This is a genomic window from Paracoccus marinaquae (genome assembly GCF_018860165.1).
GTDB classification, from domain to species: domain Bacteria; phylum Pseudomonadota; class Alphaproteobacteria; order Rhodobacterales; family Rhodobacteraceae; genus Paracoccus; species Paracoccus marinaquae.
In genome coordinates this window covers 67,582-87,001 of the sequence record NZ_JAHKNG010000008.1, presented here as the reverse complement: position 1 = coordinate 87,001, position 19,420 = coordinate 67,582, and the positions used below count along the sequence as shown (strand labels likewise).

The following is a 19,420-nucleotide window of genomic DNA, read 5'->3' as shown; positions in this document are numbered from 1 at the left end:
TGGTTATGACAAAGCCATGACACGCTCAAGCGGCATCATCGACTGCGGCAGGGGCCACCTTCCGTCGCTGACCCGTCTGGGCGATCCTGCCCATCGACCTTCCCGAGGAGGACGTGTCCTGTGGGCGGCCTCGCCCGACGGCAGCTAAAGCAGGCTGCGCGGGCCATGCGAGGGCACCCCGACCAGCCCGGCAAAGGCGGCCCGCTTGCGCGCGACCGGCACCGATCCCGCCTGCGCCTGATCTGCATCGGGGGCAGCACGCCGCAGGGCCTCGAGATAGCCGAGAAGCGAGCCCGAAATCAGCCATGTCACCGGCGTAATGCTCGCATTGGGCAGCAGATCGACCATGTTCAGCGCCAGCACGAGCGAGACGCCAGCGGCGAGAATGCCAACTTCGCGTCCGGCGGCGCGGTGGGCACGTCCAAGAAGGAACACGGGCAGCAGAAGAAGTCCGAACTGGGCGATAAAGCTGAAGAACCCGCCGTATCCCATGGAAATCACCCACAGACCATCGGCAACCGAGATATCCTGGCCCGTTACCGGATCATGGACGACGGCACGCGCCCACCCCCCCCATCCGAACAGGGGTCGTTGCATCGCATGGGCCAGCAATGCATCTTCATTGTCGAAACGGAACTGCAGCGACTGCGCACGGTCCGCGGACATACGCCCGGCCATTTCGGCCATCCAGTCAGTCGGGATGACATCCAGCGTGCGCAAGATCGGATAGCTGAGGATCACGACCCCCATCCCCATCGCGATCTGCATCAGCCTGCGCGGGCTGAGGATCAGCAGCATCGGCATGAGGAAGATTGCGTAAACCAGCGCCGCCATGCTCTTGCAAAGGACGAGGACCACCAGCAGATACGCCGCCGCAAGATACCAGCGATTCGCATCTTCTCGGGGCGCACTGCGCGCGAGAACCACGGCCAGCATGGCCGACATCGCGGTCAGGATCGCGACCAGCAGCCCATGTTCCAGGAACACGATCGGCCGGAATCCACCCTGCCTCATCATCTGCATGAAGTCGTGCTGGAAGAACCCGTAGATCATGATGTGCAGTTGCGGCGACATCCGCACTTCATAAAGCATTGGCACCGAGTACCACAGGAAGGCGACCACAATCGCCGTCACCACCTGCCGCAACGCCCTGGCATCGGACAGGATGTCGCGCGCCAGCGCCCAGATGCACAATGTTCCCAACTGTCCGAGCAGCACCGAAACCGCGTCGTAGAGGCGCAGCGCGGGCAGAACATTGTCGCGGGTGACGAAGATCAGATCGCGATTCGTGGCGACGGTCAGAAACGGCGCCAGCAACAGCATCACGCAGAAGATACGGCCCAGTCTGGTCTCCGGAAACAGCGGAATGATCCGGCCGAGGATCAGGGACGCGTAAACATAGCCGAAAAGCGAGGGGATGCTGTACTTGTTGAGGCCGGGCAATCCCGGCAGGTCCAGCGTGGTTGCCGCCGGCAGCAACATATAGCCTGCCAGAATGGACCAGATGACGGCCGAGCGCGGCGGCATCCAGAGATACATGGCCAGCGTGACGGCGGGCCAGAGGGTCAGCATCAGATAGGCGAGACTATTGGGCATCGGACCAGATCGAAGGGAACCAGAACTCGTAACCCGGGCAGTACTAACACAAAGCCGGCCGGCAACAAAGCGCCGACGATTGCCCCGTTCGATCAAAAATGCCAGATAACGGCATGACTGCCGGCAGACCCTCGGGACGCGGCGCCCCAAGACGGCACTCAGGATGCATTTCACCTACAGCGACCGCACGATCCGCGTGAACATCCCCGACCGACCGGCCCTGATGGCCGAACTTGCCCGCCGCTTCCGCGCCGGCGAGGGGTTCGCGCTTGCCACGATCAATCTGGATCATCTGGTGAAACTGCGCAGCGACGCCGCCTTTCGCGACGCTTATGCGGCGCAGGATCTGGTGGTTGCGGACGGCAATCCGATCGTCTGGTTGTCGCGTCTGGCCCGGCAGCCGGTGGCCCTGGTGCCCGGATCGGATCTGGTCATCCCGCTGGCGCGGCTGGCCGCAGAGGAGGCCCGGCCCATCGCCCTGATCGGCAGCACCGATACCGCGCTCGCTGCTGCCGCCGATCGGATCATGCAGGAGGTGCCGAAGGCGCGGATCGTCCTGCGTATCGCCCCGCCGATGGGGTTCGAGCCCGGCTCCGAAGACGCCGGCGCGTTGCTGCATCAGGTCGAGGGCAGCGGCGCAAGGCTGTGTTTCGTCGCCCTCGGCGCCCCAAAGCAGGAATGCCTGGCGGCACGGGGCCGGCGCGACGCGCCATCGGTCGGCTTCGTCTCGGTCGGCGCAGGGCTGGACTTCCTTGCCGGGAACCAGCGCCGAGCGCCGATCTGGGTGCGCAGGATCGCGATGGAATGGGTCTGGCGGATGCTGTCGGCACCGCGCCGGTTGCTGCCACGCTATGCCCGCTGCGCCGTGATCCTGCCGGGCGAAGCCGTCAACGCGCTGCGCCAGCGGCCCGGAAAATAGCCTCACTTGTATTCGATCAGCCCGCCCCGCCGGCCGCGCAACCGGTTCAGCCAGTACGAGATCACCCCCTGCGCCTCGGCAAACTTGCCCAGAACGGTGAAGCCCGCGACCTCCCATGACAGGCGTTGCGACAGACCGCGCCGCGCCGCCAGACGCAGGACCTGTGCCGGATAGGCCAGCACCAGCAACAGCGCCAGCGGCGGCGAGACAAACAGCGCCAGCAGGATCACCAGCGGCAGCAGCGCGCCCCAGATCAGCGCCCGCCGCGTTTCCGCCACCCAGTGGCGATCCGGCGGTGCCCCGTGCAACGCGGCCCCTTCGGCAAAGGCATACCCCGCCCGTCTGGTTCGCCGCCACCATTGCGACAGGCGCGTCATCGCGGCGTCATGCAGGGTCATCTCACCCTCCAGCCGCCAGACCTGCCCACCCGCGCGGCGCAGGCGCAGGCACAGCTCCGGTTCTTCTCCGGCGATCAGATCCTCGCGGTAACCGCCTACGGCCTCCAAAGCCGTCACCCGCATCAGCGCATCGCCGCCGCAGGCCAATGCCTGCCCTGCCGGCGTGTTCCACTCGACATCGCAAAGACGGTTGAAGACCGAGACCTGCGGATGGCGTTCCCGCCGGCGCCCGCAGGCCACCACCGCCTCGGTATGGCTGTCCAGAAAGCCGCGGGCCAGGGCCAGCCAATCGGGTTGCAGCACGCAATCTCCGTCGATGAAATGCACATATTCGGGAACCCTGTCCCGCGCCAGGATCGCCGCCAGGCCGGCATTGCGCGCGCGTGCCGCGGTGAAGGGACGATCCATGTCCAGCGCGATCACCTGGGCACCGGCGGCCTCGGCCGCCAGGGTGCTGCCATCGCTCGAGCCGCTGTCCACATAGACGATCCGCCGCATCCCGGCCCGGTTCAGCGACGCGAGGCAATCCACCAGCCGCTGCCCCTCGTTGCGTCCGATGGCCACCGCATCGGTCGCGCCGACAATGATCCTGGGCCTGGCTGCCCCCTTCTTCGTCGTCACGATCCGCTTACCTCGCACCTCGCAACGCCTTAACATTGCGAAAAAGGACACCATACTTGTTCTATTGTATAAATTGATTCCCAGACAGGATCTGTTAGGCAAGCCATGTTTAGTCCAGACTGCGTTTCAATGGTATGGATTGGGTAGTGAGTAATGAATTCTGAGACGCCCCAATCGGCGCTGACAAACGCGCCCGCGCCCCGGGCGCAAAACAAGGTCGCGCGGCTTCGGCTGGATCGCGGCAGCAGTGATGTGTCGACAGCCGGGCCGGCGCAGGCCTGGTCCGAAATCAAGGCCCTGCGTGGCGATGCGGCGACGATGCGGCGCCACAAGCTGTTTGCCGTCAGCCGCGACGACGACATCACCAGCCGTTTCGACCTGCTGCGCACGCTGCTGTCGGGGGTCATGGAGGAACATGGCATCCTGCGGCTTGGCGTTTCGGCGCCGACCCCGGGCGCCGGCACCTCGTTCGTCGCGGCCAATCTGGCGCTGGCCATGGCGCGGCGGGCGGATACCCGCGTCCTGCTGGCCGACATGAACCTGCGCCGCCCGGGACTTGCCCGGCTGTTCGGCGCCAATGCCCCGGCACCACTGTCCGAGATCCTGACCGGCGCGCAACCGGCGGCCGATCACCTGCGCCGCTACGGTCAGAATCTGGCGCTGTTGCTGAACACGCAGCCCTCGGAGGGCAGCGCCGAAATTCTTCAGGACGTCCGCACCGGGGCCGCCCTGCGGGAGTTGCGCCAGACATTCACGCCGACGGTCGAGATCTACGACCTGCCGCCGATCCTGGGGCGCGACGACACCTTGTCGTTCCTGCCGCAACTGGACGGTGTCCTGCTGGTCACCGACGGCACCATGAACACCGCCGCGCAGATCCGTGCGGCCGAGGAAATGTTAAGCGGCAGAACCCGGCTGGTCGCCGTGGTCCTGAACCGTGGCGACGTCCGCAGGTCATTGATGGACATCGCCCAGAACATTCGCCAGCGCTGGTTCGGCTGGTGGAAGAGAGGATAGAAGAATGGGTAGCCTTGGATCGGTCAGCGATATTGTGGCGATGCTGTGGCGTCGCCGCTGGATCATCGGCACCACCATTCTTGCCGGAACCGCTTTCAGCTATCACATCGCGATGAGCCAGCCGCGCAGCTATGCGGCATCGGCCGTCCTGCAGATCGAGACCCCAAGCTCGCTCTCCGAGGGGCCGCGTGGCAGCGTGGGTATCCCGGCAAGCTACTGGCTGCAGCTGGTGCAGGCGCGGCTGATGGTGCGCGACAACATCCTGTCCCTGATCGACAAGTTCGATCTCTTTGCGGATTCGCCCCAGATGTCGGAGGCGCTGAAGGTCGAAATTCTGCGCCGCTCGTTCCGTATCGAGCCGGTGACCGGCGGGCAGAATTTCGGAAGCGGACAATGGCCGGGCGTTCTGCGCGTCACCGCCACCATGTCCACCGGCGAACTGGCTGCCGACATGGCCAATGAGATGGCCAGAAGTGTTCTGGAACTGAACGCCAGCACCCAGACCGAGCGGGCACGCGAGACACTTGAGTTCTACGGCCGCGAAGAGGCCCGGATCGCCCGTCAGATCGACCTGGTCGAGGACGAGATGGCCGCGTTCCGCAACGATAATCTGGATATCCTTCCGACGGCACTGGACAATCGCCCGAGCGAGCTGAGCACGATCGACAACGAGTTGAACGAGATTTCCGGCGACCTGCTGGAGGCCCGAAGCAGGTATGACGACCTGACCGCCAAGGGCAATCTCAGCACCGTCGAGCGCCGCGATGCTGACCGGCAGGAGGACAGGATCGAACTGCTAAGCACCCGCCAGCAGCAGTTGCAGGAACGGATCACGGAAATTCTGGCCTCGGGCCGGCGCAGCGTCAATGCCGAGGCGCAGCTTGAAGCCTATCAGCGCCGGCTGGGACAGTTGCGCGAACAACAGGCCGAGATGAGCGGCCGCCGCGCCGCAGCCGAAACCGCCCAACGCCTGAATGCCGAGCAGGAGGGCGAACAGTTCATCCTGCTGGAGGCCGCAGTCAAGCCGGATTACCCGCTGTCCTCGGGCCGCAAGAAGATCATGGTCTTCGGTCTCGCCGGATCGATGGCATTGGCCCTGGGGCTGGCCTTGCTTCTGGAACTGCTGAAGCCCGTCCTGCGCTCGGCCGGACAGGTCGAGCGCGGCGCCGGACTGCGCCCGGTGGTGACCATCCCGAAGATCCCCGAACCGCGCAAGGACTGACAGCGAACAGGTCGGCGCGGCATTCCGCTCCATTTTTTTTCCCGGCCGCCTTCAACCGCCGCAAGATCGGGGGGCTTGCTCCTTGGCGGGCCGTGATCGCTGTCCGGTGGTTCGGTAGCGTCAAGCCGCCTGCGCAGAGTGGATTGGGTCGCGCCTCGACCAGCCCCGCCGGAACGTCCGCTCCCGCAGGCCGGCCCCACCTGCAAGGGCAACGCGAACTTTGCGATCAGGCTGAACAGCGGATCGGCGCGACGGACCTGACAGCCCCCGCATCAGTCGCGTCCCTCTCGGTCATCGAAAAGCATAGGACCGGCCTCCAAAGCGGAGGCCGGTGCCACAAAGGACCGTCATTGCCTGCAGTAGGCTTGGTCAGCAGCCCGTGGCGCGCATCACGACGCCGAAGGTGCGCATCAGGATCGCGGCATCCCCACCCAAAGTGAGGCTGCGCTCGTAGCGGTCATCGTACCAGGCCCGGTCGGCGAAGCTGGTGGCGTTCCGGCCGGTCGTCTGCCAGAAACCGGTAATGCCCGGGCGCAACCGGTAATAGCCCTCGCCGATATACATCTGCTCCTGCTCGGGCAGCATCGGACGCGGGCCGATCAGGCTCATGTCGCCTTTCAGAACGTTCCAAAGCTGCGGCAGTTCATCCATCGAACTGCGACGCAGCAGACGCCCGAAACGGGTCACGCGCGGATCATCGCGCAGTTTCTGGGTTTCTTCCCATTCGCGCCGGGCTTCGGGATTTTCCGCGAGATAGGCAGAAAGCCGCTGATCGGCATCCACGACCATGCTGCGCAGCTTCCACATGCGATAGCGCTTGCCATGGCGCCCGATCCGCTCTTGCGAATAGAAGGGATTTCCGCCCTCCCGCAGGACGATAAACGCCAGAACAAGCACGATCGGCACTATAAAGGGGGCGCCCAGAACAACCAGAAGCACATCCAGCGGCCGCTTGAGAAGCTTGCGATAGAACCAGGGCTTCGACTGTTTGACAATCTTTGCGCCCGAAACAGAAACAACGGCAACCATTTGATTTCCCAACGTCATATTGTCGACACCATTCACAACCGACACCTTGCTCCGCCTCCGCGACGCCAGCACATGCTGGAAATCCGGCCAAACGCTACCGTTCGCCAAAATCTGGCTTTGGCGCCGTCTTCAAACGGGAAAGGTGACGTCTTCTACAGAGGCGAGAATAGCACCTCGGCACGTTTCCGCCCATGGCTAAAGCTTTAATAAATTTCGAAATGACCTGACTTTTGGGACAGGTGATCATGCAGAATTCTCCCCTGATGCGTGGAACGATATGGAATTCTACTGAGGGTTGTGCAGCTCAGGTCGGAAGCATCTCGCGACAGATCGCGATTCGAAGACACGACTCGATTGATCGGGAATCAATTGAGACTCGGGGCGCCAACCAGAAGCCACGGCGAGGATCCATGTGCGGGCGCCAGCCCTGCCCTGAGGCGGCTTGGCGGCAGGATCAGGGAACGTGAGAGGACCAGCAGCGGCCGGTCCGGCAGGATCAGATCTGGCGCTCGGGCATCTGCACGATCAGCCCGTCCAGGTCTTCCGTGACCTTGATCTGGCAGGTCAGCCGCGAGCGATCCGGATCGGGCTCATAGGCGAAATCCAGCATGTCCTCTTCCATCGGATCACGCGGCGGCAGCCGGTCGATCCAGGCCGGATCGACATAGACATGGCAGGTCGAACAGGCGCAGGCGCCACCGCAATCGGCCTCGATCCCGGGGATGCCGTTGTCGCGGGCGCCCTCCATGACCGTCATTCCGGGCTTTACATCGACTTCGTGCCGGGTCCCGTTATGCTCGATATAGGTGATTTTCGCCATGGCTCGATATTCCCTTGCTGCTGGCCAGATAGGCCATCCGGCCGGCAATGAAAAGGGGCGGGCTCGATCGCCCGCCCCCATCCTGTCCGTCAGCCGATGCCGGCGGGTCCGGCCTAGCCGGCCTCGTCGACCGGCAGCGCGACAAAGCGCGGCTCGCCCGCGCGCCGGATCAATACCATCAGCGACTTGCGCCCGGCCTCGCGCGCCTCGTCGATACGGGCATCGAGATCCGCAAGACTGGACACCGGCTGCTGCGGCAGGCCAGCCTCGGTGATGATGTCGCCCGCGATCAGGCCCTTGTCGGCGGCAACGCCTTCGGGATCGACCGACTTGACCACCAGCCCCTGCATGTCGCGCGACACGCCAAGCTCGGCGGCCAGTTCGGGCGTCAGCGTGGCCAGCGTCATGCCCAGCAATTCGGATTCGCCCGGCGTCTCGGGGCTGACCTCGGCGGCGTTGCCTTCGGCCAGTTCGCGACGTCCCAGGGTCACGCTCAGCACCTGCTCGCTGCCGCCGCGCTGCACGATCACCTCGACCGCCTGACCGGACGGGGCCTCGGCGACGCTGCGGACCAGGCCGCGGGTATCCTCGACCCTGACCCCGTCAAAGCTGGTGATCACGTCGCCCGCCAGCATGCCGGCATCCTTGGCCGGACCGTCGGGAACATCGGTCACCATCGCGCCGGATTCACTGTCCATCCCCAGGGCCTCGGCCATATCGGGGGTCAGGTCCTGGATCTTGACGCCCAGCCAGCCGCGGCGGGTTTCGCCGAATTCGCGCAGTTGATCAACAACATTAGAAACCACGTTCGAGGCCATCGAGAAGCCGATGCCGATCGAGCCGCCATTTGGCGACAGGATCGCGGTGTTGATGCCGATCACCTCGCCGCTGAGATTGAACAGCGGGCCGCCGGAATTGCCACGGTTGATGGCCGCATCGGTCTGCAGGTAGTCGTCGTAAGTGCCCGACAATTCGCGGTTGCGGGCCGAGACGATGCCCGAACTGGCCGAAAAGCCCTGCCCCAGCGGGTTGCCAAGCGCCAGCACCCAGTCGCCGACCCGTGCATCATCGGAATCGCCGAACCTGACGAAGGGGATTGCCTCGTCGCTTTCGACCTTCAGCACCGCGACATCGGTATTGGGGTCGGTCCCGACCACCTTGGCGGGCAGCGTCTCGCCCGAATAGAACTCGATCTCGATCTCGTCGGCGCCGTCGATGACATGGTTGTTGGTCACGATATAGCCATCGGCCGAGATCACGAAACCGGAGCCGAGCGCATTCGAACGCTGCGGCGCGCGGCGGCCCTGCCGGCCATCCTGTCCGGGCATGTCCGGAAAGCCGAACTCGCGGAACAGATCCGAGAACGGGCTGCCCTCGGGGAACATCTGTCCCGGCCCGCCCGCCGGTGCGGCGACCACGGAACTGGTGGTGATATTCACCACGGCCGGGGCCACCTGCTCGACCAGATCGGCAAAGCTGCCGGGCATCACCTGCTGGCTGCGATCCTCGGTCACGGCCGCCCCCAGCGGCTGGTTGTTGTTCGCCGCCTCCTGAGCCTTCTGGCTGGCCTCGGGCGAGACATCGGTGGTCACCTGCTGCGCTCCGGCGAAGCCAAGACCAACCGTGACGGCAATCGCCGAGGCGGTCAGCAGGTGCCGGGGAGAAAGCGTCTTCATGCTGAATATCCTCATCTTTCGGAATCTGTCGCGGAACGTCCCCGCCCCGTCAGTGGAAGTGACTTGAAAGGAACTTGGGGGCTCGTTGCAAATAAACCACGCTCTCGGACAGTGAACAGATCGTGACTTTTGTTACAGCAAGGGGCGGACCCTTCGGTCCGCCCCTTCCGGTCTTCTAGTTCTGCACGGTCTCGCCGCCATCCTCTCCGGCATCGCTGGCGGCCTCCTCGGCCTCGGCCGGGGCGGCCGGCGGCACGACCGCAGAGGGTGTTTCGGGCGGGGCAGCCAGGCTTTCGGGAACCGGGGTCAGCTTGACGCCGGCGGATTCGCCCAAGGGATTGCCCTCGCGGTCCGTCACCGTCGGCGTGACCAGATCCTCGTCGCTTGGGGCGGCAGCCGCCGGGTCGGCGTCCGCGCCAGCCGGCGACCGGGCCGGGGCCGGGTTCGGCCTGGGATTGGCGCGGCTGGCGCCGTCATCGCGCAGATAGCTGAAGAACTCACCATCCGGCTGCAGCACGAGACTGCTGTTCTCGCCCTTCAACGCCCGCTCATAAGAGGTCATCGAGCGGGTGAAGGCGAAGAACTCGGGATCGCGTCCAAAGGCGTCGGCATAGATGGCGTTGCGTTGCGCATCGGCCTCACCACGCACGATCTCGGCCCGCTTCTGCGCCTCGGAGGTCAGTTCCACCACGGTCCGGTCGGCGGCGGCGCGGACCCGCTGCGCGGCCTCGCCACCGCGGGCGATCTCGTCGGCGGCCTCGCGCTGACGCTCGGCCCGCATCCGTGCATAGGTGGCGTTCAGGTTCTGCTCGGGCAGGTCGGTCCGGGTCAGGCGAACGTCGATGATCTCGACCCCCAGACCCGCCGAGTTGTTGCGTGCCTCGTCGCGGATCTGGTTCATCAGCGCGGTTCGGTCATCCGACAGGACCGTGGTCGAGGGCACCGCACCCAGCACCTCGCGGATGGCGGCGTTCACGATCGGCTCAAGCCGGCCAAGCGCGGCCGGGATGCCACCGGTGCCCACCGCCTGACGGAAGCGGACCGGATCGGTGATCCGCCAGCGCGCGAAGGCGTCCACGACCAGACGGCGATCATCCAGCGGCGTCACCTCCAGCGGCGAGGTCGGCAGACCAAGGATCCGGTCGTCATATTTCACCACGTTGTCGAGGAAGGGCACCTTGACGCCAAGGCCCGGCGCCTCCTGCACATCGACGACGCGGCCGAGCCGCAGCACCAGTGCCTTTTCGCGTTCGTCCACGATGAAGATCGCGGCCATGGCCACGACCACCGCGACGACGAGGGCGGGCACCACGAGGGCGGACATGCGTATCTTGCGGCGAGCCATCAGTTCGTCCCTCCGGTGGAAGTGTCGCCGCCGCCCGAACGGCGCAGCTGGTCAAGCGGCAGATAGGGCACCACGCCCGAGCCGCCCTGGCCGCCGGTATCGTCAAGGATCACCTTGTCGACATCGCCCAGAACCTGCTCCATGGTTTCCAGATACATGCGCCGGCGGGTCACTTCGGGCGCCTTCACATATTCGTCATAGATCGAGTTGAAGCGCGCGGCTTCACCCTGCGCGGTGTTCACCGCCTCGGCGCGATAGGCCTCGGCCTGTTCCAGCATCGCCGCCGCGTCACCGCGGGCCTGGGCCAGAACCCGGTTGGCATAGGCATCGGCCTCTTTCTCCAGCCGGTCGCGTTCCTGCTGCGCGGCCTGCACCTCGCGGAAGGCGTCGATCACTTCGCCCGGCGGGTCGGCACGGTCGAGGTTGACGCGAACCACGTTGATCCCCGACTGATAGGCGTCGAGCGTGCGCTGCACCGCATCCTTCAGGTCATTGGCGATGGCGCCGCGGTCACGGTTCAGGATCGGCGCCAGTTCCGAACGCGCGATGATGTCGCGCATGGCGGATTCCGACACCGCACGGATCGTGTCGGAAGGATCGGCCAGGTTGAACAGGTACTTTTCGGGGTCCGAGATGTTCCAGACCACCTGATATTCCATGTCCACGATGTTCTGGTCACGGGTCAGCATCAGCCCGCTGTCCATCGGGCCCGAACGGCCGGTGCCGATCTCGGTCACACGTTCGTTGGTGACCGGCACCACCTCGGCGGTGACAAAGGGGAAGGGCGCGAAGTTCAGACCCTCGGTGCCGACCGCCACGGCGCGGCCGAACAGGAACTCGACGCTCTTTTCGTTGGTCTGCACGCGATAGAAGCTGGAAAAGGCCCAGAGGCCCAGGGCGACAAGGCCGACCAGAACCAGGGTCGAGCGGTTGAACCCGAAGCTCGGCCCCGACGACCGGCCACCGCCGCCCCCGCCGCCGGTCGGGCCGCCGCCGCCGCGCCCGCCCATCAGCACGCGCAGACGCTCCTGCCCCTTCTTCATCAGTTCTTCGATCTCGGGCATCTGCGGCTCGCCCGAACCGGGCCGGCGCGGTCCCCGCGGGGGCTGCTGGTCGCCCCAAGGCTGGTTCGGGGGACGCTTGTCGCGGTCCCCGTCATCCCCGCCGCCATTTCCGCCGCCGCCCCAAGGGCCCTGATTTGCCATCCGCTCGACCTTCTTTCCTGCTAGCCTGTCTGTCGCAAACTGGGGGCGGGGGGCCAAATGTCAACCCTGCGCCCCGCCCCGTCCGGCTGCGGCAAGGGGCCGCGCCGGGTCATCTTTCAGTTACCCGCCCCGGCATGCCGCCGGCTGGGCTGGCGCATGGTCACCAGTTCTTCCGCCGCCGTCGGATGGACCGCCATGGTCGCGTCAAAATCGGCCTTGGTAGCCCCCATGGTGATCGGGATCGCAGCCAACTGGATCATCTCGCCCGCCTCGGGGCCGAAGATGTGGCAGCCCAGCACCCGGTCGGTCTCGGGATCGACCAGCAGCTTCATCATCGTGCGCGATTCCGATCCCGCGAACATCGACCGCATCGGCCGGAACACGGCGCTGTAGACATCGACCGGCCCGCGGGCCATGGCCTGTTCCTCGGTCAGCCCGATCGTGCCCAGTTCACAGGGGCGCAGATAGACGGCACTGGCGACCGGATCATGGCTGACCTTGCGCGGCCTGGCCCCGAAGACCGTGTCGGCGAAGGAATGGCCCTCGCGGATCGCCACCGGGGTCAGGTTCACCCGGTCGGTCACATCGCCCACCGCGAAGATCGAGGGCACCGGGGTCTGCGACCACGCGTCGACCTCGATGGCGCCGTTTTCCTTCAGCCGCAGGCCGGTGTTTTCCAGCCCCAGATCGCGCGTATAGGGATCACGCCCGGTGGCGAAGAAGACTGCGTCGAACGTGTCCTCGCTGTCATCGTCGAACTGCGCCCGGACCCGTTCGCCGGCCTTTTCCAGCCGCTTGGGCGACCGGCCCAGCCGCAGATCGACGCCGATCTGCCGCAACTGCTCGGAGGCCATCTCGCGCGCCTCGCGGTCAAAGCCGCGCAAAACCGCGTCGCCGCGATAGGCCTGCACCGTCTCGACCCCCAGCCCGTTCAGGATGGTGGCGAATTCGCAGGCGATGAAGCCGCCGCCGATCAGCAGCGCCCGGCGCGGCAGTTGTTCGAGCAGGAACAGATCGTCCGAGATCAGGCCCAGTTCCTCGCCCGGTATCCCGATCTTAGAAGGGCGCCCGCCGACCGCGATCAGGATATGCTTGGCGGTCTTGCGGGTGCCGTCGGCCAGTTCCACCGTGTGATGATCGGCCAGCCGGGCGCGCTGGTGATGGATCTCGACCCCGGCCTTTTCGGCATTGGTCGTATAGGCCCGCTCCAGCCGGTCCAGTTCGGCATGCAGCTTCCGGCGGAAGATCTGCCAGTCGAATGCGCCGCTGGTGGCCTCGCCCCAGCCATAGCCGCGCATCTCTTCGGCCATCAGCGGCGCGTTCGAGGCATAGACCATCAGCTTCTTCGGCACGCAGCCGCGAATGACGCAGGTGCCGCCCATGCGGCTTTCCTCGGCCAGCCCGACACGGGCGCCATGCTCGCCCGCAGCGATCCGCGCCGCGCGCACCCCGCCCGAGCCGCCGCCGATCACGAAAAGATCATAATCAAAACTCACAGCCCGGCCTCCGCCTCGCCGGCCAGCAGATCGGCATCCAGATCGGCATCGCGGTTCAACTCGACCACGCCGCCATCGGGCTTGCCGATGATCGCCAGATCGCACATGCCCAGAAACAGCCCGTGTTCGACCACGCCCGGCACCGTCGCCAGCCCGCGCGCCAGCGCCACCGGGTCGTCGATCGCCCCCAGATGCAGGTCGAGGATGAAATTGCCCTCATCCGTCACCCAGGGCTCGCTGCCCCGCAGCCGCTGCAGCACGTCATGGGCGCCAAGACCCTGCCCGTCCAGCACATGGCGGATCAGCTTGCGGCTGGATTCGAAGCCGAACTGCAGCACCTCGACCGGCAGCGGAAAGGCGCCCAGCTGATCGACCACCTTGCCGGGATCGGCGATCACCACCATCCGGTCGCTGGCCGCCGCCACGATCTTCTCGCGCAGATGCGCGCCGCCGCCGCCCTTGATCAGATGCAGGTCGGGATCGACCTCGTCGGCGCCGTCGATGGTCAGGTCAAGCCAGCCGATCTGGTCCAGCGTTTCGATCCCGATGCCAAGGCTTTCCGCCAGTTCCGCCGTCGCCTTCGAGGTCGCCGCACAGCGCAGCGACAGCCCCTCGGCCTTCACCCGCTCGGCCAGCACCTGCACCATGATGCTGGCGGTCGAGCCGGTCCCGAGGCCCAGTCTCATGCCGTCCTCGACCAGCGCCACCGCCGCGCGCGAGGCCGCCAGCTTGGCCGGATCGGGTTGCGAAGATTGCGACATCGAAGGCTCCTCTCGGTCGGGGTTCGGCGCTATATAGGCCATGGTGCGGGCAAGGGCGAGGGGATCAGCCCGTTTCCGTGACCGAAGAAGGAGGACCCATGCCACAGCAGGCGAAATCCACGACCAACTGGTTCGACCGGGGCGGCCGGTCCTATGCGCAGTTCCGCCCGACCTATCCGGCAGATCTGGCGCCATGGCTGGCCGGACTTGCCCCGGATCGCGGCCTGGCGGTGGATGTGGGCTGCGGCAATGGCCAGCTGACGACCCGGCTGGCGGCGCATTTCGACCGGGTGACCGGCATCGATCCAAGCGCCGACCAACTGGCCAATGCGGCGGGCGACGCGCGCATCGACTATCTTTGCGCGCCGGCCGAGAGGCTGCCGCTGCCGGATGGCTGCGCCAGCCTGATCACGGCGGCGCAGGCGGCGCATTGGTTCGACCTGCCGGCATTTTATGCCGAGGCACGAAGGATCGCCAAACCCGGCGCCGTCATCGCGCTGATCAGCTATGGCGTTCTCGAACTGGCATCCGAGCCGCTGCACCAGCGCTTCATCCGCTTCTACCGCGACGAGATCGGCCCCTATTGGCCGCCCGAGCGTGGCCTGGTCGATTCGGGCTATGCCGGAATCGCGTTTCCCTTCGATGAACTCGACGCCCCGGCCCTGGCGATCCGTCTGAACTGGGATTTCGACGCCTTTCTGGGCTATCTGTCGACCTGGTCATCGCTGCGCAAGGCGCAGGAGGCGGGCCGGCCCGACATTGCCGAGGCCTTCATTCAGGATCTGTCCGGGCTCTGGACCCAGCCGGTGGCGGTGACCTGGCCCATCAACATGCGCGTCGGCAGGATCTGAGCCGATCAGGTCCGCGTCAGGCTCTCGGGCAGGATCACGGTGAAGCGGCTGCCCTCGCCCCGGACACTGTCGATCTTCAGGCGGCCGCGATGGCGGTTGACGATATGCTTGACGATGGCCAGCCCCAGCCCGGTGCCGCCCTGCGCGCGCGACCGGTGCGTGTCCACCCGATAGAACCGTTCGGTCAGGCGCGGCAGGTGCATCTCGTCGATGCCCTCGCCCCGGTCCGAGATATCAACCGCCCATGCCGGGCCGCGCAGCCGCGGATCATGGTCGATGCGCCGCATCCCGACGCCCAGATAGCCCCCCGTGCGGCCGTATTTCAGCGCGTTCTCGATCAGGTTCTGGAACACCTGCACCAGCTGGTCGGGATCTCCCGGCAGGCGGGCGCTGCCGTCGAGGCCCTCGGTCTCGACCCGGACATCCGCGGCGGCGATGGCCTGGGCCAGCGTGGCCAGAACCCCACGCAAAAGCATCGGCAGATCGACCTCGGACGAGGGACGGCGGCGTTCCTCGGACTGCACCCGGCTCAGCGACAGAAGATCGCTGACCAGCCGGTTCATCCTTCCGGCCTCGCTCTCCATGATGTCGAGGAAACGGTCGCGGGCCCTGGCGTCGTCGCGGGCGGGGCCGCGCAGGGTGTCGATGAAACCGATCATCGCCGTCAGCGGCGTCTTCAACTCGTGGCTGACATTGGCCACGAAATCGCGCCGCACCTGCTCGGCCTCCTCGGTCACGGACTGGTCCAGGACGACGATCATCGCGCCCCGTGCCAGCGCAGGCGGCAATGGCGAGACCGTGATCTCGGCCGCCACGTCACGGCCATCCGCCAGGATCGCGGCCCGCAGCCGGAGCACGCCCTCGGGCGGCGCCGGCAACGCCGGATCCGAGGGCGGCTGGTCGTGATTGTGCGGATCGACCGCCCAGTCGACGGCCTCGACCACCGAAGGATGGCGCATGACATTGACGAAGGGCTGGCTGGTGAAATCGCTTCCGAACAGCCCCCGGGCGGCGGCATTGGCCCCGATCACCCGGGCGCGTTCGTCCACCGCCAGCGTCGGCACCGGGATCGCCTCCAGCAACCCCGCCACGCGCCGTTGCGCGCCCTGCGTCATTCCACCGGCCGCAGCCCGGCGCGGAAACGCGCGGCATTCTCGCGATAGCGCTCGGCGGATTTCAGCAGGCCCGCCCGCGCCTCGTCATCCAGCATGCGCACGACCTTGCCCGGCGCCCCCATGACCAGCGCGCCGTCGGGGATTTCCTTTCCCTCGGCGATCAGCGCGCCGGCGCCGATCAGCGCCCCCGCGCCGATCTTCGCCCCGTTCAGGATGGTGGCCCCCATGCCGATCAACGCCCCCGCCCCGATCCGGCAGCCATGCAGGATCGCGCGATGCCCGATGGTGCAATCCGGCCCGACGATCAGCGGATAGCCCGGATCGGTGTGGAACACGCAGAGATCCTGCACATTGCTGCGGCGGCCGATGCGGATTTCCTCGTTATCCCCGCGCAGCACCGCCCCCCACCAGACCGAGGCACCCTCCTCCAGGACCACCCGTCCCATCAGCTGGGCGTCGGGCGCGACCCACGCATCCCCGGCAAGTTGCGGCCGGACGCCATCGAGTTCCCAGATCATGTCCTCTCCTCCTCCATCAGCGTGCGCACAAAGGATCCCAGCCCCGTCTGCCGGCTGCGGCGCATCCGCTCGGCGGTCAGGATGGCGCGCATCTGCGCCTCGGTGGCATCCAGATCCTCGTTCACCAGCACATAGTCATATTCCGCCCAATGGCTGATCTCGGCCCGGCTCTTCTGCATCCGGCCGGCGATCACCTCGTCGCTGTCCTGCCCGCGACCGCGCAGCCGCCGTTCAAGTTCCGGCAGCGATGGCGGCAGCACGAAGATCGACACCACATTCTGCCCCAGGGCCGACGCGCGAATCTGCTGGCCGCCCTGCCAGTCCACGTCGAACAAGGTGTCGCGCCCCTCGCGCATGGCCACCTCGACGGGCTCTCGGGGGCTGCCATAGAAATTGCCGAAGACCTCGGCATGCTCCAGCATCCCGCCCTCGGCGACCAGCCTGCGGAACCGGTCGGGGGTGGTAAAATAATAGTGTTGACCGTCAATCTCGCCCGGCCGCGGCGGGCGTGTCGTGGCCGAAACCGAAAACCGCAACCGCCGGTCCCAGTCCATCAGCCGCCGCGCCAGCGTCGATTTCCCCGCACCGGAGGGCGATGACAGGATGATCAGCAACCCGGTCCGGTCCATGTGCGTCCTTCCTGCGACGTGAAGCGCTTGCGGAAATGGACCAGCCGCGCCAGAGCGTCAACCCCTGCCCCAATCGCCGCCGGTCAAGGGTGGTGGCGCCCGTCGCGGCAATGCCTTAACCATTCGTTAGGAAACGACTCGGCGAGGCTGCCGGTTCTGGCGTATTCTGCCCGAACGGGATGGCCGGGTTGTTTGACCGGCACGCCCGGTCAAAAGGTTACGAGGTTTTCGACGTGCCCGACAGGCAAGGCAAGGACGATCAGCTTGCACCGCATCAACCGGCCCGGCAATCGGCCCAGTTGCTGCGGCTGGCCGATTTCGACCGCGACCAGCCGGGCCGCATCCTGATCGAGGTGCGCGAATACTGGCAGAGCCTGCGCCGCGGACGGGCGGTGCCGGCGCGCTCGGATATCGAACCGCGCGGCATCCATCGGGCGCTGGACCATGCCTTCATCCTTGAACGGATCGCGCCGGGCGCGGCGCGGTTCCGTTTAGCCGGGCGCCACCTCATCGACCTGATGGGCATGGAGGTGCGCGGCATGCCGGCCTGCGCCTTCGTCAACCCCAGGTCGCGCGGCCGGTTCTCGGATGTGCTGGAAAGCGTCTTCCGGGCACCGCAGATCGCCGAGCTGCGCCTGCATGCAAAGGCCGAATATGCCCGCCCCGAACTGCAGGCACGGTTGCTGTTGCTGCCCCTGCGCTCGGATCTGGGCGATGTGACGCGCGCCCTCGGCTGCCTGATCGCCGAGGGCGAGACCGGCGTCGCCCCGCGCCGCTTTGACCTGCTCGAGGATCAGGTTCTGCCGATCATCGAGGGCGGCACGACCATCTCCCCCTCGCCTTCCGCGCAGGGCCCGACCAGAAATCCGGCCGCGTCCCGGCGCGCGGCCGAAAAGCCGCCGCAACTTCAGCAAAATCCCGAAGGATGCAGCGATCCGGCCCCCGCTGACACGGCCGCATCGCCCGAACGACGCCGGGCGATGTTCCGGGTGGTTTCGTCAAACGACTAGATCGGGCCGAAGGGCAGCCGCTCAGGACGCCGGCACCACCCGCACCGCGCCGCCGCGGGCCGACAGCGCGATCTCGCCTGCCGCCAGCCGCAGGGCGTCCCGGCCAAAGACCTCGGCCCGCCAGCCCTGAAGCGCCGGCAGATCGCGCTCGCCCGTGGCGATCGCATCGAGATCGGCGGCGGAGGCGATCAGCTTGGGCGCGACCCCCGCCGCATCCGCCTTGGCCTTGAGCAGGACCCGCAGCAGATCGGACAGCGCCGCATTGCCGGGCCTGCCCGGCTCTTCCTTCTTCGGCTGCGGCAGTTCCGTCGCCTCGAGCCCGGCCTTGACCGCCGCCAGGATACCTGTCGCGATCTCGCCCTTGCGCGCCTCGCGCAGCAGAAGCCGCGAGCGTCCCAGATCGGCCTCGCTCGCCGGCTTGGTCGAGGCGATCTCGATCATCGCATCATCCTTGAACACGCGCGAACGCGGGATGTCGCGGTCCTGCGCATGGGTCTCGCGGAACTGCGCCAGTTCGCGCAGGATCGCCAGGAAACGGGGCGAGTTGGTGCGGGTGCGCACCTTCAGCCAGGCCTCGTCGGGGCGGGTGATATAGGTTTCGGGGTTCTCGAGTACGGCGACTTCCTCGGTCAGCCAGCTTTCGCGGTCGTTCTTCTTCAACTCGGCGGCGAGGAATTCGTAGATCACCCGCAGATGCGTCACATCGGCCAGCGCATAGGATTTCTGCGCCTCCGACAGCGGCCGGCGCGACCAGTCGGTGAAGCGCGAGGACTTGTCGAGATTGGCCCGCGCGATCTTGCGCACCAGCGTCTCGTAGCCCACCTGTTCACCGAAGCCGCAGACCATCGCAGCGACCTGGGTATCGAACAGGGGTTCGGGGAACAGCCCGGCATCGTGGAAGAAGATTTCCAGATCCTGCCGCGCGGCATGGAAGACCTTGACCGTCTCGCGATGCCGGAACAGGTCGTAAAGCGGCTCCAGCGACAGCCCGTCGGCCAGCGGATCGACCAGGACGGCCTCGCCGCCGGGATCGCCCTCGCCCGAGGCAGGCGGGATCGCCAGCTGGATCAGGCACAGCTTCGACCAATAGGTCCGCTCGCGCAGAAACTCGGTATCGACGGTGACATAGGGGGCGGATTTGGCGGTCTCGCAGAACAGGGCAAGATCGTCGGTGCGGGTGATGGTCGTGATG

18 protein-coding genes are annotated in these 19,420 nt (G+C 66.4%); 5 read left to right on the top strand and 13 right to left on the bottom strand.

Annotation, left to right across the window (positions count from 1 at the left end):
- Window positions 1-144: 144 nt before the first annotated feature.
- Window positions 145-1,770: a hypothetical protein gene (locus KNW02_RS06935; protein ID WP_216032531.1), complete on the bottom strand. Its 1,626-nt coding sequence runs from the start codon at window positions 1,768-1,770 to the stop codon at window positions 145-147.
- Between KNW02_RS06935 and KNW02_RS06930 the strand changes: the two genes are divergently transcribed.
- Window positions 1,760-2,515 (top strand): WecB/TagA/CpsF family glycosyltransferase, encoded by a 756-nt coding sequence (locus KNW02_RS06930; RefSeq protein WP_216032530.1) that lies wholly within the window; start codon window positions 1,760-1,762, stop codon window positions 2,513-2,515. The two genes, KNW02_RS06935 and KNW02_RS06930, sit on opposite strands and share 11 nt — an antisense overlap.
- Window positions 2,516-2,517: 2 nt before the next feature.
- Here the strand turns inward: KNW02_RS06930 and KNW02_RS06925 are convergent, their stop codons facing one another.
- Entirely contained in the window at window positions 2,518-3,534 is a 1,017-nt protein-coding gene (locus KNW02_RS06925) for a glycosyltransferase family 2 protein (RefSeq protein ID WP_348524693.1), read from the bottom strand.
- Between the two features lie 252 nt (window positions 3,535-3,786).
- Between KNW02_RS06925 and KNW02_RS06920 the strand changes: the two genes are divergently transcribed.
- The gene (locus KNW02_RS06920) at window positions 3,787-4,551 is read left to right on the top strand and encodes a CpsD/CapB family tyrosine-protein kinase (RefSeq protein WP_216032529.1); all 765 of its coding nucleotides are present in this window, start codon (window positions 3,787-3,789) and stop codon (window positions 4,549-4,551) included.
- A 4-nt stretch (window positions 4,552-4,555) separates the two neighbouring features.
- A complete protein-coding gene (locus KNW02_RS06915; protein ID WP_216032528.1) occupies window positions 4,556-5,773 on the top strand; it encodes a Wzz/FepE/Etk N-terminal domain-containing protein in 1,218 nt (405 codons plus the stop codon).
- A 369-nt stretch (window positions 5,774-6,142) separates the two neighbouring features.
- On the opposite strand, the gene KNW02_RS06910 is transcribed toward KNW02_RS06915, so the two are convergent.
- From KNW02_RS06910 to rpiA, 7 genes are all read right to left on the bottom strand, one after another.
- Window positions 6,143-6,910, bottom strand: coding sequence for a sugar transferase (locus tag KNW02_RS06910; protein ID WP_252733517.1), 768 nt, complete (start codon window positions 6,908-6,910; stop codon window positions 6,143-6,145).
- A 388-nt stretch (window positions 6,911-7,298) separates the two neighbouring features.
- Complete coding sequence (locus KNW02_RS06905; protein WP_216032527.1) at window positions 7,299-7,622, bottom strand: 2Fe-2S iron-sulfur cluster-binding protein; 324 nt, start codon at window positions 7,620-7,622, stop codon at window positions 7,299-7,301.
- Between the two features lie 113 nt (window positions 7,623-7,735).
- Window positions 7,736-9,298, bottom strand: coding sequence for a DegQ family serine endoprotease (locus tag KNW02_RS06900; protein ID WP_216032526.1), 1,563 nt, complete (start codon window positions 9,296-9,298; stop codon window positions 7,736-7,738).
- A gap of 175 nt (window positions 9,299-9,473) precedes the next feature.
- Window positions 9,474-10,628, bottom strand: a complete 1,155-nt coding sequence (hflC, locus tag KNW02_RS06895; protein WP_216032566.1) for a protease modulator HflC — start codon at window positions 10,626-10,628, stop codon at window positions 9,474-9,476.
- 14 nt (window positions 10,629-10,642) lie between these two features.
- Entirely contained in the window at window positions 10,643-11,848 is a 1,206-nt protein-coding gene (gene hflK / locus KNW02_RS06890; RefSeq protein ID WP_216032525.1) for an FtsH protease activity modulator HflK, read from the bottom strand.
- 116 nt (window positions 11,849-11,964) lie between these two features.
- On the bottom strand, window positions 11,965-13,344 hold the full coding sequence (gene gorA, locus KNW02_RS06885) for a glutathione-disulfide reductase (protein ID WP_216032524.1): 1,380 nt from the start codon (window positions 13,342-13,344) through the stop codon (window positions 11,965-11,967).
- Window positions 13,341-14,105, bottom strand: coding sequence for a ribose-5-phosphate isomerase RpiA (rpiA, locus tag KNW02_RS06880; RefSeq protein WP_216032523.1), 765 nt, complete (start codon window positions 14,103-14,105; stop codon window positions 13,341-13,343). Before rpiA ends, gorA begins: the two co-directional genes overlap by 4 nt.
- 98 nt (window positions 14,106-14,203) lie before the next feature.
- Here rpiA and KNW02_RS06875 point away from each other — a divergent pair, with 98 nt between their 5' ends.
- Entirely contained in the window at window positions 14,204-14,956 is a 753-nt protein-coding gene (locus KNW02_RS06875; RefSeq protein WP_216032522.1) for a class I SAM-dependent methyltransferase, read from the top strand.
- Between the two features lie 5 nt (window positions 14,957-14,961).
- Here the strand turns inward: KNW02_RS06875 and KNW02_RS06870 are convergent, their stop codons facing one another.
- From KNW02_RS06870 to gmk, 3 genes are read right to left on the bottom strand one after another with little or no spacing between them, the layout of a single operon-like run.
- Window positions 14,962-16,071, bottom strand: a complete 1,110-nt coding sequence (locus tag KNW02_RS06870; protein WP_216032521.1) for an ATP-binding protein — start codon at window positions 16,069-16,071, stop codon at window positions 14,962-14,964.
- The gene (locus tag KNW02_RS06865; protein WP_216032520.1) at window positions 16,068-16,589 is read right to left on the bottom strand and encodes a gamma carbonic anhydrase family protein; all 522 of its coding nucleotides are present in this window, start codon (window positions 16,587-16,589) and stop codon (window positions 16,068-16,070) included. The genes KNW02_RS06870 and KNW02_RS06865 overlap by 4 nt, the downstream gene beginning before the upstream one ends.
- On the bottom strand, window positions 16,586-17,218 hold the full coding sequence (gene gmk / locus KNW02_RS06860; protein ID WP_216032519.1) for a guanylate kinase: 633 nt from the start codon (window positions 17,216-17,218) through the stop codon (window positions 16,586-16,588). The genes KNW02_RS06865 and gmk overlap by 4 nt, the downstream gene beginning before the upstream one ends.
- A 233-nt stretch (window positions 17,219-17,451) precedes the next feature.
- Here gmk and KNW02_RS06855 point away from each other — a divergent pair, with 233 nt between their 5' ends.
- Window positions 17,452-18,228 (top strand): PAS domain-containing protein, encoded by a 777-nt coding sequence (locus tag KNW02_RS06855; RefSeq protein ID WP_348524692.1) that lies wholly within the window; start codon window positions 17,452-17,454, stop codon window positions 18,226-18,228.
- A 21-nt stretch (window positions 18,229-18,249) separates the two neighbouring features.
- On the opposite strand, the gene rnd is transcribed toward KNW02_RS06855, so the two are convergent.
- A complete protein-coding gene (gene rnd / locus KNW02_RS06850; protein ID WP_216032565.1) occupies window positions 18,250-19,419 on the bottom strand; it encodes a ribonuclease D in 1,170 nt (389 codons plus the stop codon).
- Between the last annotated feature and the right edge of the window lies 1 nt (window position 19,420).

Excerpts from the sequence above, each read along its gene's own strand:
- gmk (WP_216032519.1), bottom strand. The coding sequence starts at position 17,218 with ATGGACCGGACCGGGTTGCTGATCATCCTGTCATCGCCCTCCGGTGCG.
- KNW02_RS06865 (WP_216032520.1), bottom strand. The coding sequence starts at position 16,589 with ATGATCTGGGAACTCGATGGCGTCCGGCCGCAACTTGCCGGGGATGCG.
- rpiA (WP_216032523.1), bottom strand. The coding sequence starts at position 14,105 with ATGTCGCAATCTTCGCAACCCGATCCGGCCAAGCTGGCGGCCTCGCGC.
- KNW02_RS06905 (WP_216032527.1), bottom strand. The coding sequence starts at position 7,622 with ATGGCGAAAATCACCTATATCGAGCATAACGGGACCCGGCACGAAGTC.
- KNW02_RS06900 (WP_216032526.1), bottom strand. The coding sequence starts at position 9,298 with ATGAAGACGCTTTCTCCCCGGCACCTGCTGACCGCCTCGGCGATTGCC.
- hflK (WP_216032525.1), bottom strand. The coding sequence starts at position 11,848 with ATGGCAAATCAGGGCCCTTGGGGCGGCGGCGGAAATGGCGGCGGGGAT.
- KNW02_RS06870 (WP_216032521.1), bottom strand. The coding sequence starts at position 16,071 with ATGACGCAGGGCGCGCAACGGCGCGTGGCGGGGTTGCTGGAGGCGATC.
- KNW02_RS06875 (WP_216032522.1), top strand. The coding sequence starts at position 14,204 with ATGCCACAGCAGGCGAAATCCACGACCAACTGGTTCGACCGGGGCGGC.
- KNW02_RS06915 (WP_216032528.1), top strand. The coding sequence starts at position 4,556 with ATGGGTAGCCTTGGATCGGTCAGCGATATTGTGGCGATGCTGTGGCGT.
- KNW02_RS06930 (WP_216032530.1), top strand. The coding sequence starts at position 1,760 with ATGCATTTCACCTACAGCGACCGCACGATCCGCGTGAACATCCCCGAC.